The sequence below is a fragment of the Cyanobacterium sp. uoEpiScrs1 genome, assembly GCF_947331815.1.
Classification (GTDB): domain Bacteria; phylum Cyanobacteriota; class Cyanobacteriia; order Cyanobacteriales; family Microcystaceae; genus Rippkaea.
The window spans coordinates 2,241,114-2,260,326 of record NZ_OX373462.1 but is presented as its reverse complement, the minus strand read 5'-3'; the positions used below and the strand labels follow the sequence as shown (position 1 = coordinate 2,260,326).

The window sequence follows — 19,213 nt, the reverse complement described above, 5'->3', positions numbered from 1 at the left end:
AAATACTGTTAGCAACTAACATAAATATATGAAGACTTAATAAAGATAGAAGAGAGTTAAAGTTAACAAGAAAAAGAAACTACTGTAGTAAGACACAGGCATTAACTATCACATTTTTATAAATTAAGCCAATTATTAATAATAAAAGAATACGATATTAAATTTTAAAAGTAAATCTAAAATAGCTAAATTTTATTAATAAATATTTTAATCAACGCTAGTAGAAAGCTCATAAATTTTAGTAACTAAATCTTAACTCTATAAATAAAGTTAGACATTTAATAAAAAAATTATTATCTATATGTAAATTTCAATACATAAAAAAACAGAAATTGATTTAAACAATTTTTTATTTGGCTGCCTAATCTAGATTGGACATATTTTTAGATATCGTTGTAAACAATTCCATGAAGATTTATTCAATGTTATTTTTTTATTTTGACTATAAGTTGTTTATATTATTTAATTTTTTAATAGTTTTACCAAATACGTGATTTATTTTACTTACTACTTATTACATTTTCTATAAAAAAGATGTAATTCTATTTGCGAAAGTCAATATAAAATTAGAAAATTACCTAATGTTATGTAATTAAGTTAGTCTCAGTATTCAACCTGTCAAATAATACTAGAATTATAGTAGTCTACAAAAGACTTACTTTTAATTTAAAAAATATCATACATAGTTAATAGTTACATGTGTGTAAATTAATTCAATCATAATATTGAATTAGTTATTTTTATATCTAAAACATGTCCTAATTTTGATAGAGCTATAGGAGCGTAAACAGAACAAGCTAATCAATATATTCATAATATGTTTTTATATTACTGTCAGTTTTATTTAAAATAAATAAAGTTTAAATCTAAAAATAGATAAAAAAGTATTAATAGTTGTTAAAAATTAATTATACTTAGCATAATAGTTTTAAAAAAACTCTTGTCTACAGAGCTTATAAAATGAACATATTCTCTAATTTTTTTAGAGCCCAGCAAAAACTAATAAAAAATCAAGTGATTCTACTGATTATTCCAAAACTGTGTAAATTGATAGCCTAGCTCTTCTAACATCTGTCTAAGTAAAGGAAGACTTAAGCCAATGACATTACTGTAGCATCCTTCAATTCTATCAATAAATAAAGCCCCTTTTCCATCTAAGGCAAAAGATCCAGCACACTTGAGTGGCTCTCCAGTGTTAACATAAGCTTCAATAGAAGCATCGTCTAAATTGGTAAAGTCAACTAGGGTGACACCACAGCGAATTAAAGTGTTATGTTGTTTCTGGTCAATGATTGCATGTCCAGTATACAATGAGCCTCGATTCCCTCGTATTTTTTGCCAATGACTAACTGCTTTTTCAGATGAGTGGGGTTTTCCGTAAATTTCCCCTTGCACCACCAATAAAGAATCACATCCTAAAATTAGACAATTTTGAAAATAAGGAGCAACACTTTTAGCTTTATAGTGAGCTAGGGTTTGGACTAGTTTAAGAGGATCCTTGGATTGTATTTGGGATTCGTCAAATTGGCTATTACGGATAATCGGCTCAATTCCAACAGTTTGTAATAATTTTCGACGTGCTGGAGATACGGAAGCCAGCACAAAACGGGGAGGAATCGAAAGCGAAGATGTAACCATTATTAAAAATAAAGTAAGATACAAAATATTTTTTTAGAAGACATAAAATATACTAGTTGATAAGAAACTAATTATGTGTATTGATTAACTATATTTTGAATAAAGTTTATTCAATTTAATTTTTGTCTGATTTTGTTTAATACATGAGTCTAACTTCACTAGTATAGAATATACTACCCGAAATAGTTCGAGTTTTAATTAAAAACTAACAATATTTTTTATATGGCAGTATAGAATCAAAAATCAGAAAAATTTTTCTATTTCAATAACCATATTTTAATATATGATTTATTTACAAAATACGCTTTTACTATTTTAATAATTATTTAGACTATATAGTTTAAATAATCAGCACTATCTTTATTGATCATATTAAAAATGGTAAAGTTAAATATTATATTTAATAGCCAACTTCTTATAAAATAGGGCAAAGTATCTTAGTAATTAATTTGTCTAGTATCATTAAATTGACCAGCTAGCAGTTAATTTTTTAAACAGTACTATATTTTTAGATACTTAATATATAAAAGTATAAATAAAGTTAATAATAGTAATAGTAATCGTATTTATATTTGAATTTTTCATGTAAAAGTTACTAAATTCAGAATAAATTATTAATATATATTTTTTATAATTAACTATTTTTCAAAAAAGGATAAGTATTTTAAATTTATATAGACTAAAACACTTAAAATTACTGTAATAGTTACATCTATTTTTATTAATTAGTATCCATAATTTTTAGATCTATTAGTTTTACTAAAGTAAATTATATGAGCAATTTAATTTGGAAAATTATTCAATAATTTTAACTATCCTTAAATAAGTTTTATAGTAGATATTTGCCGTAATTTTACTACAGCTAATCTAGAAGGGATAATTGAACAAAGTTTAAATTAATTATTTTAAGATTAAATCTACTTTTCTAATACTTAACGAGTGCATAGCAGAAAATTTCATATTTATGAGGTATAGAGTTTTTTAGTTTTTAGAAACATTAGTATGAAAATAAATTACAATTAAATTTATACATTTGAGAAACTCTGGAATGAATTTAAAAGTCAAACTGATACCAAGCCATCCGTTGCCGAATTATCTTGGAGTAATCCAGTAAGTAAAGAGGCAGGAGGTTCTTTATGAGGCCAAGCAAAAGCATGACGAAAAGCTGAGTCTTGACAAGCTTGTAATTGATGAAAATCAATAATATCTTTAGTCAATAGATTTTCATATTCAAAGGGGAGACGTACATTATTTAGCCCCGCATTGTCTGTGCAAATCGCAATATCGACTTCTGCTTCAAAACAGCGATCAAAGACTATTTTTAGTTCTTCTAAATTTTCTAGTGTTCCTGTTTTCAAATATGTAGTGGGACAAATTTCTAGACATTGTTTTGATTGAGCAAGATTGGGTAATAATTCAGGATACTTCAAAGGTATTTGAATACCGTGACCAATTCGCATTAAATAGGGAAGGAGTTCTTGATAACAACCGCTTGGGGTTTCGTAAAGATGTCCAGTAGTTTTTAATCCTGAAGCATGGGCATACTGATACAAACTAATAAACTCTTCTATTCTTTCTCCATAATGAGAGTCTCCTCCTGCTACATCAATAGCACAGACATAGTCTTTCATGCTAGCTGCTAAATCAATAATCGCTTTATTAACTTCATATGGTAAACGGGAGTGCATACAAAGGATTTGACTGATAATAATCGGATATTCCCTGACTTGAGTCGCTCTCCCAACGATTTCGACAATATTTTTCATAGCATCAATACGTTTTGATTGACTCGAATGTTCAGGCGTCCGCAAATAAGGAGTATAGCGCAACTCTAGATAGGCTAAATTCTCAAAAATATAAGCTCCTCTAATTAATCGATAAATGAAATAAGGGAGGGTTTGTTCAGTTTGAACTTTCTCAACGATAGTATGTAATTCTAGATATTCATCGAGGGTATTGCGTTCACAAGTGTAAAATTTTTCAAATCTTTGATATTCAGGAAATTGCCGTGCCATTTCCATATCATGGCGTTGAAAATATCGCCAGAGAATACGAGGAACCACAGATCCTCCCAAATGACGATGTAAGTCCGCGTATAAAGCCACAGAAACCTCACTGATAAATTGAATTAAGATCATTTTAGTGGGTCTAAGGTTATATGAAAGTAGTTTTTGCTAAATTTTTTAAATTATTTAATTAAAATATTTAGCAAAAACTATAAAGTAATATGGAAAGATAAAAGCTAACTACACATAAATTTCGAAATATCAAAAAATTACCAGCAAAGAATAACAAATCGATAAGACTTATTGTAATCTCCTCTATTCTTGTGAAAAATTTAGAATCTATTTAGTATGTATTTTATTATTTGATAACTTATTATTGTTTTACCTAATAGATAGCTATTATTTTAGTCATAAAGACTTGCAATATTTATATTGCAATCATTTGAGGAAAAATCATGAAATCAAACCAATCAGTCAATGATATAGGTGAACAAGGAGTATTAAAGAAACTTCAGCTATTTTGTCATAGAGATATTATTGGAGATGATGGAGCGGTTTTATCGATCAACCCCCAAGAGCAATTGGTCATAACTACTGACGTTTTAGTAGATGGGGTTCATTTCAGTGATCGCACTACTCCTCCTGAAACTGTAGGATGGCGTGCTGCCGCGGCTAATTTATCCGATTTAGCGGCTATGGGAGCTACCCCCATAGGCATTACAGTAGGGTTATCCTTACCAGGAGAATTGAAGGTAACTTGGCTAGAAAGGCTTTATCAAGGATTAACCGATTGCCTCCAACAGTATCAAGCTCCCATTGTCGGTGGTGATATCTGTCGTTCTCCAGTCACTACCATAAATATCACCGCTTTTGGAACTGTAGTGCCTAATCATGTTATTCATCGTTCTTCAGCGCAACCTGGAGATGCTATCCTGGTGACAGGAACTCATGGAAAATCTTATAAAGGATTGCAATTGTTACTTAATCCAGAATTAGGAAATAATTGCAATATTTACGAACGAAACGCTTTAATTGAATCTCATCAACGCCCAAAACCTAGGCTAGACGTTCTTCCCTTACTTTGGGAAATAGTAGGAACTACATCGGTGGCAGGAATAGACAGTAGTGATGGGTTAGCCGATGGTGTGCTGCAAATTTGTTGTATGAGTGGAGTGGGAGCGAGGTTAAAACGCTCGCAAGTTGAACCATCTCCACAATCATTGCTATGGATGTCACCAGAAGAAGCTTTATATTGGACTCTGTATGGGGGAGAAGATTTTGAATTAATTCTCTGTTTACCCCTAGAATTAGCCAAGCAATTGGCAAATCGCTTAGGGAATGGGGCAGCTATTATTGGAGCTATAACAGAAGAACTAAATGTGGTTTTAGTTGATGATCAAGGGAGATATCCTCCTCAAGAATTAACTATGACTAAAGGATTTCAGCATTTTTGACTATTGCCAATTCTCTAGTGAAATTTTAAAAAAACAATTAATAAACTAACATGTTCCATTGTTGAAAAAAATTAAGGATAAAAATAAATTATTGATAAATAAATTATAATTTTCATAACTATGTCGGATATAAAAAAGTAAATTAATACATATGATGTGTCATTACAATTATGATTGTATTAGCTAATTTTTTAAACTAGATAGTATCTAGCAGTAGTTTTCAGACTACTTGGGGTCATTCTTTGTGTGCTAAATTAATATTCTAACAAGCAACGTTAAAGAAGTTTGTTCAGAAGTCATTAAATAGTAAATAATTATTTCACTAGCACTAGTTACATAGTACTTATATAGAAATAATAAGATGTTCATATTATGCCCCTGGGAACAGTTTGTATAACTTCGTACAGTGTCGTCTAACTCTACATCTGCTGAAAGGTCTTTCAACAGCCTATTACGATTAATGTGAAGATTAACGCGACAACTCTTTTTTCGCTTTTTTTGCTGAATGTTTGAGGTAAAGCAAATGATAACATCGATAGTTATTGCTTGTCCGAAGACTGTTCTGTTATTGCAATACAATCCAGTCTAAATCACGTCAATCTAATACCTCTTTTATTTTGGCAGTCTTAATATATGTGTTGAGCTGTTATGGATTGAATATCCTTACATTTCTTAGTGTATCTGTTTTCTACTCCTAATCCAAAGATCTATATTCTAAGAGAATAAACAACAGTTCTGAGTAGAAAGTTTTTGCCTCCTATTATCTGTGATAAACGAAGTAAACCTTTACACAAATTTAGCCGAGTTAACAAACATCTGAATCAAAGGTTCAGAACTGATATAACAATCACTGATAATCAATACTTTACTTGGGAGTTTTTATGATTCAAATTACACCAGCCGCAGTCAAAGAAGTCCAACGAATGCAGGAAAGCCGCCAGAAAATCAATAATTACTTTCGACTAAAGGTAAAAAAGGGAGGTTGTTCAGGACTGTACTATATTTTTGAATTGTCTGATACGCAACAAGAAAGTGATCATCTCTATCAACTAGAAGGAATTTCAATGTTGATCGATAAGGCGAGTCTTCCCTATCTTGAAGGATTACGTTTGGACTATGCAGAAGACCTGATGGGCGGTGGTTTTAGGTTCTCCAATCCTCAAGTCTCGGCGACTTGTAGTTGTGGTTTATCCTTTACAGTTCCCCATTAACTAAAAAGAATCCCCCTTTTAAGAGTTGACAGACTATCTTCTTTATAGGTAAAATGGTAATTTGTCAACAACTATATTAACGATTAAGGGTTGGTTGTAACCCTAACTTGAGTTTACCCATGCCCACTATTCAACAACTCATCCGCAGCGAACGCTCGAAATTAAAAAAGAAGACAAAATCGCCGGCGCTCAAGCAGTGTCCTCAACGTCGGGGAGTTTGTACCAGAGTTTACACAACTACCCCAAAAAAGCCTAACTCAGCTTTGAGAAAAGTAGCCCGGGTTCGTCTTACCTCTGGCTTTGAAGTTACTGCCTATATCCCTGGGATTGGTCATAATTTGCAAGAGCACTCCGTTGTCCTCATTCGTGGAGGTAGAGTCAAAGACTTACCTGGAGTACGCTATCATATCATTCGCGGAACATTAGATGCACAAGGGGTCAAAGATCGAAAACAAGGGCGCTCCAAGTATGGAACCAAACGACCTAAAGGATAAAATTATAAATAGAGTGTATCTAATTATTAATCATCACTTAAGTCTAGAAGTATAATTTTCTTTAGTTAGGCGATCGTCAATGTACTTTAGTTTCACCGAGTCTTGCCTTGAACGATAGGCGAATCTAATTTTCTTAGAGAAAAATCAGATTCAAAGGCAATGCTAAATGTGTAGGTCTATAGAAGACGAACATCTCCCGAGGATCCTATCCTCTTCATGGGAAGAGGGGGAACCCATAATCACTATTTTAAGAGGAAAACCCAACTATGTCTCGTAGAGGAAACATAAAAAGACGACCGGTTCCCCCCGATCCTGTCTACAATAGCCGTCTACTCAGCATGACAATCCGTCGAGTAATGAAAAGCGGGAAAAAATCTGTTGCGGCTGGCATTATCTATAATGCAATGACTTCTGTCGGTGAAAAAACCGGAGCTGACCCTTTAGAAATTTTTGAAAAAGCTATTAAAAATTTGACACCCCTAGTAGAGGTTAAAGCCCGTAGGGTTGGAGGTGCTACCTATCAGGTTCCCATGGAAGTACGTTCCTCACGAGGAACAACTCTAGCGTTACGTTGGTTAGTCCACTATGCTCGTATTAGGGGAGGTCGCACAATGGCAAGTAAATTAGCCAGTGAAATAATGGACGCAGCCAACGAAACAGGGGGAGCGATGAAAAAACGGGATGAAACCCACCGTATGGCTGAAGCAAACAAAGCCTTTGCTCACTATCGCTATTAAGGGTTAGTTTTGCTAGGCGGTAATAGATAAACCCAGACAAAAAACTCATTCTCCTATAAACAGATAATCACAGAAATAATGAAACTAGTTTAAATAAAACCAAGGAGGTAGCTGTGACACGTACTATTCCACTAGAGAAGGTACGAAATATAGGCATCGCAGCTCATATAGATGCAGGCAAAACTACCACAACTGAGAGAATCCTCTTCTATACAGGAATCGCCCACAAGCTTGGAGAAGTCCATGAAGGAACTGCCACTATGGACTGGATGGCACAAGAACAGGAACGAGGCATCACCATAACTGCTGCTGCCATTAGTACCAGTTGGCTTGACCACCGAATAAATATTATCGATACCCCAGGTCATGTAGACTTTACCATTGAAGTGGAACGCTCTATGCGGGTGTTGGATGGTGTAGTAGCTGTGTTTTGTTCCGTGGGAGGTGTTCAGCCCCAATCAGAGACGGTGTGGCGACAAGCGGAGCGCTACCAAGTCCCTCGTATTGCCTTTGTGAACAAAATGGACCGCACTGGGGCCAACTTTTTCAGGGTTTGTGAGCAAATCAAGGATCGTCTCAGAGCTAATTCAGTGCCGATCCAAATTCCTATTGGGAGTGAGAACGATTTCCGTGGTATTATAGACTTGGTTCGGATGAGAGCTAAAATCTACCAAGATGACTTGGGTAAAAACGTTGAAGATACAGATATTCCTGAAGAATATTTAGAACAAGCCCTTGAATACCGAAGCAGACTCATTGAAGCAGTAGTAGAAAACAATGAAGAGCTTTTGGAAAGGTATCTCGAGGGAGAGGAACTAACTGGAGCTGAGCTCAAACAAGGATTACGCTTAGGAATTCTTAATCGCTCTATTATTCCTCTCTTGTGTGGTTCTGCCTTCAAGAATAAAGGTGTTCAACTACTTCTTGATGCTGTAGTTGATTATTTACCCTCTCCCTTAGAAGTGCCGGCAATTAAAGGATTATTACCTAATGGAGTTGAAGAAGAGAGAAAAGCTTTAGATGATGAACCTTTCTCCGCATTGGCTTTTAAAATTTCAGCTGATCCCTATGGACGCCTAACCTTTATGCGAGTATATTCAGGGGTTTTAGCTAAAGGGACTTATGTATATAACTCAACCAAAAACAGTAAAGAACGGCTTTCACGCTTAATAGTTTTGAAATCCAATGATCGCATTGAAGTTGATGAACTAAGAGCCGGAGATTTAGGTGCTGCCATTGGTTTAAAGAATACTACCACAGGGGATACCCTATGTGATGAAAATAAGCCCATTATCCTTGAATCTTTGTTCATCCCAGAACCGGTTATTTCAGTTGCTGTTGAACCCAAAACTAAGCAGGATATGGAGAAGCTCTCCAAAGCTCTTCAATCTCTCTCTGATGAAGATCCTACCTTCCGAGTAAGTATCAATCCTGAAACTAACCAAACAGTTATTGCTGGGATGGGAGAATTACATTTAGAGATCCTTGTTGATAGAATGCTGCGGGAATATAAGGTAGAGGCAACCGTTGGTAAACCTCAGGTAGCCTACCGCGAAACCGTCCGTAAACCTTGTGATGCGGAAGGAAAGTATATTCGTCAGAGTGGAGGAAAAGGTCAATATGGACATGTCATCATTCATCTTGAACCAGGAGAATCGGGAAGTGGTTTTGAATTTATTTCTAATATTGTGGGGGGAACCATACCCAAAGAGTATATCGCTCCTGTGGAACAAGGAATAAAAGAAGCTTGTGAATCAGGTATTATTGCAGGATATCCTGTTATTGACCTTAAGGTAACGCTGGTTGATGGTTCCTACCATGATGTTGACTCTTCGGAAATGGCCTTTAAAATCGCCGGTTCAATGGCCATTCGTAATGCTGTCACTAAAGCCTCTCCCATTGTGTTAGAACCAATGATGAAAGTTGAGGTAGAAGTCCCTGAAGATTTTCTAGGAGAGATAATGGGAGATCTAAACTCTCGTCGTGGCAGCATTGAAGGAATGGAATCTGAAGACGGCCTTGCCAAAGTTTCTGCTCATGTTCCTCTAGCAGAAATGTTTGGTTATGCGACCGATATTCGTTCAAAAACTCAGGGTCGGGGGATCTTCTCAATGGAGTTTAGCCATTACGCCGAAGTCCCGTCCAGTGTTGCCGAAGCGATAATAGCAAAAAATACAGGGAACGCCTACTACAGTGAATAGTAAACAGTGAAAAGTGGATAGTAAACCCTTAATAGTTAATAATGAACTACGGGTAACTGATCGCTAATCACTGATATTTATCACTGTGATTTAAACTGATATTTATCACTGTAATTTAAACTGATATTTATCACTGTAATTTAAACAGAAGACAAAAAAAGGAACAATTGATTCATGGCACGCGCAAAATTTGAACGGACAAAACCCCACGTCAACATCGGCACCGTCGGTCATGTTGACCATGGGAAAACCACCCTTACAGCGGCTATTACCATGACTTTGGCTGCTGCAGGTAGTGCTAAAGCTCGTAACTACGAGGATATTGATGCAGCCCCTGAAGAAAAAGCGCGGGGTATCACCATCAATACCGCCCACGTTGAATATGAAACGCCAAACCGCCACTATGCTCACGTAGACTGCCCAGGACACGCTGACTACGTTAAGAACATGATTACCGGAGCTGCTCAAATGGACGGGGGGATCTTAGTCGTATCGGCAGCTGACGGACCTATGCCCCAAACTCGCGAACATATTCTGCTGGCAAAACAAGTAGGAGTCCCTAGTCTAGTGGTGTTCTTAAACAAAGAAGATCAAGTTGACGACGAAGAACTTCTCGAACTCGTAGAACTTGAAGTTCGTGAACTTCTTAGTGAGTATGATTTTCCCGGAGATGATATTCCTATCGTCACTGGATCTGCTCTGATGGCCGTAGAAGCCTTAAAAGAGAACCCTAAGCTTGCTGCCGGGGATAATGAGTGGACAGATAAAATCCTGAAATTAATGGGAGAAGTAGATGCTTATATCCCAGAACCTGAGAGGGAAATCGATAAACCTTTCTTAATGGCAGTTGAAGATGTCTTCTCCATTACTGGTCGAGGAACCGTTGCCACCGGAAGAATTGAAAGAGGTAAAGTTAAAGTAGGCGAAACTGTTGAAATTGTCGGTATTCGAGATACTCGTAGCACCACTGTTACTGGAGTAGAGATGTTTCAGAAAACTCTTGACGAAGGAATGGCAGGAGATAACGTGGGGCTGCTTCTGCGGGGTGTTCAAAAGGAAGATATTGAACGGGGAATGGTTTTGGCTAAACCTGGTTCTATTACTCCTCATACTCTATTTGAAGGTGAAGTTTATGTTTTAACAAAAGAGGAAGGAGGTCGTCACACGCCTTTCTTCAAGAATTACCGCCCTCAGTTTTATGTCCGTACCACGGATGTGACCGGAACCATCCAAGACTACACTGCTGATGATGGCAGTGCAGTGGAAATGGTGATGCCTGGTGATCGGATTAAAATGACTGTTGAACTAATCAACGCTATTGCTATTGAGCAAGGAATGCGTTTTGCAATTCGCGAAGGTGGCCGTACTATTGGTGCGGGTGTTGTTTCGAAAATTCTCAAGTAGAACAATTTAACCTTGACTAGCGACCAGTTATAAATCATTAACTGGTCGCCGACCAACAACGGCTAAATCTATTAATTACCACCGAACCTTGACAACTAAAAACTATGGCTACACTGCAACAAAAAATTCGGATTCGCTTGAAAGCTTTTGATCGTCGTTTACTTGATACCTCTTGTGAGAAGATTGTTGATACAGCCAATCGAACAGATGCAACTGCAATAGGACCCATTCCTTTACCTACTAAACGTAGGATTTATTGTGTTTTACGATCACCTCACGTAGATAAAGATTCCCGTGAACACTTTGAAACCAGAACTCACCGAAGAATTATTGATATTTATCAGCCATCTTCCAAAACTATTGATGCTCTAATGAAATTGGATTTACCTGCAGGGGTTGAAATTGAAGTTAAATTGTAAGATTCAACAACCATCCTATCCTTTTCTATAGAAAAGGATAGGATGGTTGTGCTTAGCGAGCAAATAATATTTGGGTTTATTCTATAGCTGTTGATAATGTCTATCTCAGCGATGAGAGATAGTATGCTAGTATCTCTCTTTTTTCTTTCTGTTAATTATTATTCTTGATCTAATTGTTCTTTTTATGAATTAATCTGTAATATAGGTATGTTTAAATTAATAGAAATAAGCTTTTATTTAAGATAATAGTAGTTATTAATTTAAATTTTTAAGGAGGAGTTAGAATGTTTAATATAGAAAATCTAAACTAGCTTATCGGTAATACATAGTTAAAGAAGAAATATGTCAGTAGAATTCATATCTGACTATGGATATAAATAGAAAAGGTAATTCGGATTTATTGGAATTTTATATTATGTGATGACTTCTATTAAGAATTCTAAATGCATTAAATTATTAAAGTAAACTATTGACCTTCAGATTTACTTTAGGCTGTAGGATTAATTAAGAATATTTAAACTTATATAAATGGTTTGTTAGTAAAATAACTAACGATTAGTTTAAAACTATATCTCAAATTGAACATTCGAGAGTTTAAAATGTTTTAGAATTATTTGCTTTACTCTTTTACTGACTAATAATTTATGCTTACTTTATTCAAAAAACTTCATTTAAATTTAGGATTAAAAGGCAAATATACTTGAACTCATACTAGTTTTAAATAACTAGTACAGTTTAAATTGTTAGCAGTCGCTATTTTAGTTCATTGTAGACCCCGCTATGTATTATCTTAGATAAGAAAAATAACAAAATATTGGTGGATTAGTTCAATATTGTTTTTCATATACTTACTAAGTTGTTACAAGGTAAACTCGTATAATTCTAACGAATATTTCCTGCTTTATTTTCAGGGTTTGTTTCTTCAGAAGACTTAGATGACTTAAGTCCTGATAATATTTGTGGTAGCAAATAGCTAACCCCGGAAATTAAGGTTAGTATGACGGCCGTCCAGAATACAATCGAGCACAAAGTACTCCACTGAGGACTAAGAGGAGCAATTAATAGAGCAATGGCTATTATTTGACTTACAGTCTTTAATTTACCCCAATAATTTGCCTCTTGAACTCTTCTATTTTGAGTTAAAGTGAGATTAACTCGCCAGCTAGTAATTGCTAATTCCCGACCCATAATTAAAAAAACTCCCCAAGGAGGAACTTTGTCTAATTCAATTAGACTTAATAGTGGAGAAAGAACCAACAACTTATCTACTAAAGGATCAAGAAACTTTCCTAATTCTGTAACTTGATTGAGTCGCCTTGCTAAATAACCATCTAACCAGTCTGTTCCTGCTGACACTAAAAAGATTGCTACACTAATCCAGCAATGAGATGGGGTTGGATTGTCCAAGAAATAAAATATCAATGGCAATCCTAACAAACGTGATACTGTAACTAAGGTAGGAAAATTCATCTTTATCTAGCAAGTATTTTTAAGTAAATTAAGGAAATATAATAAACAGCTTATTAAAGTTATCTACCTAACTTAGGGAATTTTACTTTTCACTAGCGATTAGTTTAGCAGCAAAGACTCCACTGAGAAACCCACATAGATGGCCTTCCCAAGAAATTCCAGAGCGGGAAGGTAGTATACCTAACACTAATCCGCTATAAAAAAAACACACAACAATGGATAAAAAAATTGAAACGAAATTATGTTGAAAATATCCTCTTAATAGTAAAAATCCCAAATAACCAAAAATAATAATACTAGCCCCAATATGAACTGAACCAGGACCACCAAATAACCAAACCCCAATGCCCCCTACTATCATCGTTAGCAAAGTGACAATCCAAAAGTCACTAATTTTTTGTAACATCACAAGCCAGCCCAAAACTATAAAATGAATAGTATTAGCAATTAAATGATTTAATCCGGCATGCAGAAATGGAGCAAACAAAATTCCTCTCAATCCAATTAAATTATGAGGAATAATACCAAACTTATCTAAACTTCCCTTAAAAATTAATACATCTAAAAATTCTGAAACCCAAAAAATACTAATAAATCCCATCAAGATGTTAACATGGCTTTTTATTTTACGAAAAATACTATTATATTTACGGTAATTCATAGGGGTTATATTTAAGGAAGTTTACCCTTTAAGTTGACTTTAATCTGAGTATACTAAAGAACATTAAGGATTATGTATTATAAGATTTAAGCTTTGTTATAAAATTTCTAGTTAAATTGTAAAAAACTATGGATTTCATCAAAATTACAGAGATTAGAACTTACGGCTACACGGGATATTTACCAGAAGAACAGGCATTGGGTCAGTGGTTTGAAGTTGACCTAATTATAGGGATTGACCTAGCCTCTGCTGGAAACAGCGACCAAATTAAAGATACATTAGATTACCGTCAAGTAGTCGACGGTGTAAAGTATCTCATTTCTACCCATAAATTTGCGCTACTTGAAAAACTAGCTGAAGTGATTGCTCAAGAAATACTAACTTTAAATAAAGTTCAACAGGTTAGAGTTCGACTGAGTAAACTAGCAGCTCCTATTGCTGATTTTAATGGGAAAATTACCATTGATATAACAAGAAAACTAAATAATTACTAAATCTTTACCTGTGTTAGGAAAGCCAGATCTAAATATAAAATTTAATTATAAATCTATGGAAAAATTTTTGGTTTAGAATACAAGTAAATAGCACAATAGACACACTATTAATCATAAATATATATTCTATGTCAAGTAGTTCAATAAATTGAGAATAAATTACTTAGTTTTGCCAATGCAAGAATAATTCAAGGAAAGGTTTTCAGTCCCATCCCCAATTACGATTTTAAATATTTCTACTTTTACCCTTCCATAGTGTTGAAAAATAATGACGTAGAAAGTTAAGATTTAAAAATTTAAATAGATTAAAATGGCTACGTGGTAATATTCCAATTAGTTGCCTTTTAAGTATAAAATATTGAGGATCTGGAGGTTTACTTGTCTCTGGCATTCTTAGAAAGTCTTAGCATTAGAAAAGTCTTTAAAGCACAATAGCTCATCTCCAATGAGATTATACTCAATAAAAGGTCTCCTTCCGATAGGGTTCTTATATGAGTATTGAATCTGAGATTAGACGTTTATTGGATCTTATGCCAGCTTCTGGGCGAATGTTAACCAAAATTATTAGTAAACCCCAACAGTCAAAAGTAATTGATGCACCATTTTCTCCTCCTTGGAGTCGAAGTGGACGTCCCATATATATTAACTTTGATTTATGGTGGAGATTACCAAAAAGACAACGAGATTTACTACTTTTAAGAGCAACTGCTAGTTTAATTGAGATTAAATGGTTTAAGCCAAATTTATATCAGGCAATCACTGTGGCTGGATTATTAGGACTGACAATTCAAATAGCTCAAGGGGATATTTCAGGAATGATGGCTTCTGGAGGATTAACCGTAATCGCGGTCTATCAAATTTGGCGCAGCAATTTAAGTGTACAACGAGAACTCGATACTGATGAAAAAGCCATTAAAATTGCTTTTAGACGGGGCTATAACACGATAGATGCTTCAAAAAACCTCCTTGACGGACTTGAAGCGTCTTCTCAACTAGAAGGGCGTTCCGATCTCGGTTTTACGGAGTTGATTCGTTGTCAGCATCTTAAAAAACTCGCAAATATTTCCTCTATTGATATTCCTGATATTGTAAGAACAAGAGAATAATTGTTTATAATCAATTATTCTATATAGAAACTAAAGTAACTTAATTAAGCAGATTATTTTTTAATACTTGATAATAAACTAAGCTGTATTCTGCAGATATGGACATTGTTATATCTGCCACCCCAAGTGAAGTTCTGAAATTAATTGATTTTGGATAATAGTGCTAATTTTTCAAAAATTAAACTAAAAATACATAAGATTATTTGATAAATATTAATCGAGATATTTCTACTTAAGACTTTATTGACGGAAGTTAAATGATAACAACAATCATTTGTGGGAGCAATTCTAAAGATTGACTCGTTTTATATTGATCGTTAATTAGGATTAATAAGTTATATTGATAAAATCAAGTCATTGAGTAACTGTTAATGAACTCAGGAAGAATCGTTGCTATCATCACAGGAGCAGTTTCTATTTTTTTAGCAATTGCTTATCTCGTCTTAGTACAATTGCTCGATATTAGAGGGGAAATGATTCCTGCCCCAAATCTCAATAACAAGCATATATTAATTAATCAAGTTATCAACAGTCAGATAAATACCTGTATAGTTCTGGAAGAAAAACCTATAGTTATTTAGCAACTATTAGATAGACTAAGCAATAATAACATATGATTATTTTACATAAGTAATCATACCAAAGAATTTAGTTCTTTTGAGTATAAAAAACTATCTATTAATAAGGATTTAAATGATTCCCCTCGAACTTACCCTAAAAAATTTTCTTAGTTATCAAGAAGCAACCCTAGATTTTCGAGGGTTACATACTGCTTGTATTTGTGGTGCAAATGGCGCAGGAAAATCATCTTTACTTGAAGCAATTACCTGGGTAATTTGGGGTAAAAGTCGTGCTGTAATTGACGATGATGTTGTTCATACAGGATATGATTATGTACGAGTAGATTTTCAATTTATTAGTAATAAAGAAGTCTATCGAATTATACGTAATCGTCATCGGGGACGTAGTAGCCATCTAGAATTTCAAATAGAAAATTCAGGAAAATTTCGTTCATTAACGAGTAAAGGAATACGGGCTACTCAAGAAAAAATAGTTGCTGCCTTAAAACTAGATTACGAAACGTTTATTAATTCAGCCTATTTGCGTCAAGGAAGAGCTGATGAATTTATGCTACGTCGTCCAACAGAACGAAAACAAATACTAGTTGATTTATTGAAGCTTGAACAATATCAAGAACTGTCTAATCGAGCGAAAGATTTATCTAAACAATTTCAAGGACAAGCTCAACAAATTGAGTTTAGTTTAGTTACTCTTCAAGAAAAACTGGAAAATAAAAAATATATTCAAGAACGACAAAAAAAATTAAATGAACGTATGCAAAAAATTAAACTTAATCAAGATAAACAAAAAGACAGATTATGGCAACTAAAAGAAAAAGAACGACACCGAAAAACTTGGTCTAATCAACTAGATTGGCATGAACAACAATACAAAAAACTAGTCAAAGATAAACAAAGACTGCAGAAAGAAAAGGATGAGATCAATCAACGACTGGATCGTATGTTAATGATTAATAATCAAGAAAGTAAGATCATTAAAGGTTACCAGAATTTATTACAATTGCGACGAGAAGAAAAAAAACTATCTCTTAAATTTGAAGATTATCAAAACAAAACTAAAAGACAGCAATTATTAGTTCAAAAGCTAAATAAAAAACATAATGTGATTGAGTTACAAATTCATCAGGTCCAAACTCAGTTAGATATATTAGAACAGCAAGAAAAAGAACTACAATATATTCTGAGAGATGCTGATGACGTAAAAACTGATTTGCAACATTTATCTAGTTATCGTAAACACTTATCTGAGTTAGATAAACTACAGTATCAAGTTACACCACTTCAACGAAAATACTACAATTTACAGGCTGAAATTGAGCAAATCAAAGCAAATTTAAAAGCCAAGCTAGAACAACTTTATATTACTGAAACTGATTGCTCGAATCAACTAGAAAAAATACCGAAACTACGAGAAGCCGCCTCAGAAATTGATGCTAAAATACAAAATCTTGATAATAAAAAAAATTACCAGAAACGAATAGAAGAAAAAGGTCAAGAAAAAAAAGAAAACCAAGAAAGACTTAAAGAAAATCAACGAATTCTTGAGGAAACAATTGAGGAATTAAAACAAAAATTACAGAAACTAAACGTCCAAAATTCAAGCTGTCCTTTATGTGAACAATCACTAAATGAAACCCATCTTAATCATATTATTAATAAAACTCAATTACAGGAACAGAAAATCAAAGATAAAATTTGGATGTTACAAGAACAGATGTCCTCTATAGAAAGAGAGTTAAAAATACTGCGAGAAGAATATACTCAATTAAATAAAGACTTAGCCGCTCATCCTTTATTACAGCAAAAGTTTGGACAGCTTCAAGCACAAATAGAAACTATTGAAACAGTCAATGTTAAACTGAAACAAGTTAAAGACGAAATTCAAGAAATAGAATTAAAATTAACTAACAATAGCTATGCTGTAGATCTACATTCTGAACTTAATATTCTAGATGAAGAATTAAAACAGCTTAATTATGATGAGCAAACTCATGCTTTAGTTAGAGGAGAAGTTGAACGATTGCGTAAAGCAGAGATCAAACAAGCTCAAATAGAAGAGGCTAATCATCGTCAGTCAATTATTTCACAGCAAAAACCTAAACTTATTAGCAAAATATATGATCTAAGACAAAAAATAGAAGATTTACATAAAAACTCAAATATTAAACAAGAAATTAATAAAATAGAAGTATCAATCAAAGAATTAGACTATAAAAATTTGGATCACCAAAAATTATTAAAATCACTTCGTGAATCTCAGTCTTGGGAACTCAAATTTCAAGAATTACAACAAGTAAAAGAACAATATCCTCAATTACAAAAAAGATTAGCAATTGTAGAAACCGACTTAAATGATAACTGTACAGAGCAAAATAAAATCAGCAAAGAAATTGATATTTTACATCTCAAAATAACCTCTATAGTTAATAAAATACCAGCAATTACTACTATAGAAAAAAGCATACAAGTTCAACGACAAAAACTAGATAAATTATTAGCAAATCAAGGAAGATTAGAACAATCTATCTCTCAATTAGAAAGCGTAAAACAACAATACACTAATAATAAAAAACAACTTAAATTTATCTACGGCAAATATCGTGTTTATACAGAACTAGCAAAAGCATTTGGAAAAAATGGTATTCAAGCATTAATGATTGAGAATATTTTACCCCAATTAGAAGCTGAAACCAACCAAATTATTGCCAGATTAACAAATAATCAACTCCATATTCAATTCATTACTCAAAAACAAGGACGTAGTGGTAGTTCTCGAAAGAGAACTACAAAAGTCATTGATACTTTAGATATCTTAATTTCTGATTCTCAAGGAACTCGTTCATATGAAACTTATTCAGGTGGTGAAGCATTTAGAATCAACTTTTCCATTCGTTTGGCTTTAGCTAAATTATTAGCACAACAAGCAGGAACTTCCCTTCAAATGCTTATTATAGATGAAGGATTTGGAACACAGGATGCTCAAGGTTGTGAGCAATTAATTGCCGCAATAAATGCTATTGCTTCAGATTTTTCTTGTATTTTAAGTGTCACTCACATGCCACACTTCAAAGAAGCTTTTCAGTGTCGTATTGAAGTACATAAAGATAATCAAGGATCTAAATTAGAGTTAGTGAATTAAGCAAATAAATACAAATACATCCTGTAAAAGTGAAGCAAATTATTTTACATATCTAAATAATCGATAATTATCGTTTGATTTAGTCTACTGTAATTTATATTTTTTGTGCTAACCCTGTTAAAGTAAATCACCATATATTATCAATTATTTAATATCAATTCAATAAATTTTAAAAAGTATAAATTAGCGAAGTTAATA

15 protein-coding genes are annotated in these 19,213 nt (G+C 33.6%); 11 read left to right on the top strand and 4 right to left on the bottom strand.

Features of this window, described 5'->3' with window-relative positions:
* Nucleotides 1-1,020 precede the first annotated feature (1,020 nt).
* Both OXU93_RS07795 and OXU93_RS07790 read right to left on the bottom strand, forming a co-directional pair.
* Nucleotides 1,021-1,638, bottom strand: a complete 618-nt coding sequence (locus OXU93_RS07795; RefSeq protein ID WP_267383634.1) for a Maf family protein — start codon at nucleotides 1,636-1,638, stop codon at nucleotides 1,021-1,023.
* A gap of 1,061 nt (nucleotides 1,639-2,699) precedes the next feature.
* Nucleotides 2,700-3,743, bottom strand: coding sequence for an adenosine deaminase (locus OXU93_RS07790; RefSeq protein WP_267384853.1), 1,044 nt, complete (start codon nucleotides 3,741-3,743; stop codon nucleotides 2,700-2,702).
* Between the two features lie 356 nt (nucleotides 3,744-4,099).
* On the opposite strand from OXU93_RS07790, the gene thiL reads away from it, so the two are divergent.
* The 7 genes from thiL to rpsJ all read left to right on the top strand — a co-directional run bounded on the left by thiL (nucleotide 4,100) and on the right by rpsJ (nucleotide 11,564).
* Nucleotides 4,100-5,098, top strand: a complete 999-nt coding sequence (thiL, locus tag OXU93_RS07785) for a thiamine-phosphate kinase (RefSeq protein WP_267383633.1) — start codon at nucleotides 4,100-4,102, stop codon at nucleotides 5,096-5,098.
* An 881-nt stretch (nucleotides 5,099-5,979) separates the two neighbouring features.
* A complete protein-coding gene (locus OXU93_RS07780; RefSeq protein ID WP_267383632.1) occupies nucleotides 5,980-6,309 on the top strand; it encodes a HesB/IscA family protein in 330 nt (109 codons plus the stop codon).
* A 119-nt stretch (nucleotides 6,310-6,428) separates the two neighbouring features.
* Nucleotides 6,429-6,803, top strand: coding sequence for a 30S ribosomal protein S12 (gene rpsL / locus OXU93_RS07775; RefSeq protein ID WP_119260200.1), 375 nt, complete (start codon nucleotides 6,429-6,431; stop codon nucleotides 6,801-6,803).
* Between the two features lie 266 nt (nucleotides 6,804-7,069).
* Nucleotides 7,070-7,540: a 30S ribosomal protein S7 gene (rpsG, locus tag OXU93_RS07770; RefSeq protein ID WP_267383630.1), complete on the top strand. Its 471-nt coding sequence runs from the start codon at nucleotides 7,070-7,072 to the stop codon at nucleotides 7,538-7,540.
* A 113-nt stretch (nucleotides 7,541-7,653) separates the two neighbouring features.
* Nucleotides 7,654-9,741: an elongation factor G gene (fusA, locus tag OXU93_RS07765; RefSeq protein WP_267383629.1), complete on the top strand. Its 2,088-nt coding sequence runs from the start codon at nucleotides 7,654-7,656 to the stop codon at nucleotides 9,739-9,741.
* 174 nt (nucleotides 9,742-9,915) lie between these two features.
* Nucleotides 9,916-11,145, top strand: coding sequence for an elongation factor Tu (gene tuf / locus OXU93_RS07760; RefSeq protein ID WP_267383628.1), 1,230 nt, complete (start codon nucleotides 9,916-9,918; stop codon nucleotides 11,143-11,145).
* Between the two features lie 104 nt (nucleotides 11,146-11,249).
* Complete coding sequence (gene rpsJ / locus OXU93_RS07755; RefSeq protein ID WP_044107444.1) at nucleotides 11,250-11,564, top strand: 30S ribosomal protein S10; 315 nt, start codon at nucleotides 11,250-11,252, stop codon at nucleotides 11,562-11,564.
* An 882-nt stretch (nucleotides 11,565-12,446) separates the two neighbouring features.
* On the opposite strand, the gene pgsA is transcribed toward rpsJ, so the two are convergent.
* Together pgsA and OXU93_RS07745 are read right to left on the bottom strand one after the other, a co-directional pair.
* A complete protein-coding gene (gene pgsA, locus OXU93_RS07750; RefSeq protein ID WP_267383627.1) occupies nucleotides 12,447-13,034 on the bottom strand; it encodes a CDP-diacylglycerol--glycerol-3-phosphate 3-phosphatidyltransferase in 588 nt (195 codons plus the stop codon).
* Nucleotides 13,035-13,116: 82 nt separating this feature from the next.
* Entirely contained in the window at nucleotides 13,117-13,695 is a 579-nt protein-coding gene (locus tag OXU93_RS07745; protein ID WP_267383626.1) for a rhomboid family intramembrane serine protease, read from the bottom strand.
* 128 nt (nucleotides 13,696-13,823) lie between these two features.
* On the opposite strand from OXU93_RS07745, the gene folB reads away from it, so the two are divergent.
* From folB to sbcC, 4 genes are all read left to right on the top strand, one after another.
* Nucleotides 13,824-14,189, top strand: a complete 366-nt coding sequence (gene folB / locus OXU93_RS07740) for a dihydroneopterin aldolase (RefSeq protein ID WP_267383625.1) — start codon at nucleotides 13,824-13,826, stop codon at nucleotides 14,187-14,189.
* A 491-nt stretch (nucleotides 14,190-14,680) separates the two neighbouring features.
* The gene (locus OXU93_RS07735) at nucleotides 14,681-15,295 is read left to right on the top strand and encodes a DUF3318 domain-containing protein (RefSeq protein WP_267383624.1); all 615 of its coding nucleotides are present in this window, start codon (nucleotides 14,681-14,683) and stop codon (nucleotides 15,293-15,295) included.
* 371 nt (nucleotides 15,296-15,666) lie between these two features.
* Complete coding sequence (locus OXU93_RS07730) at nucleotides 15,667-15,876, top strand: hypothetical protein (RefSeq protein WP_267384891.1); 210 nt, start codon at nucleotides 15,667-15,669, stop codon at nucleotides 15,874-15,876.
* A gap of 112 nt (nucleotides 15,877-15,988) precedes the next feature.
* Nucleotides 15,989-19,015, top strand: coding sequence for an exonuclease subunit SbcC (sbcC, locus tag OXU93_RS07725; RefSeq protein WP_267383623.1), 3,027 nt, complete (start codon nucleotides 15,989-15,991; stop codon nucleotides 19,013-19,015).
* Nucleotides 19,016-19,213 lie beyond the last annotated feature (198 nt).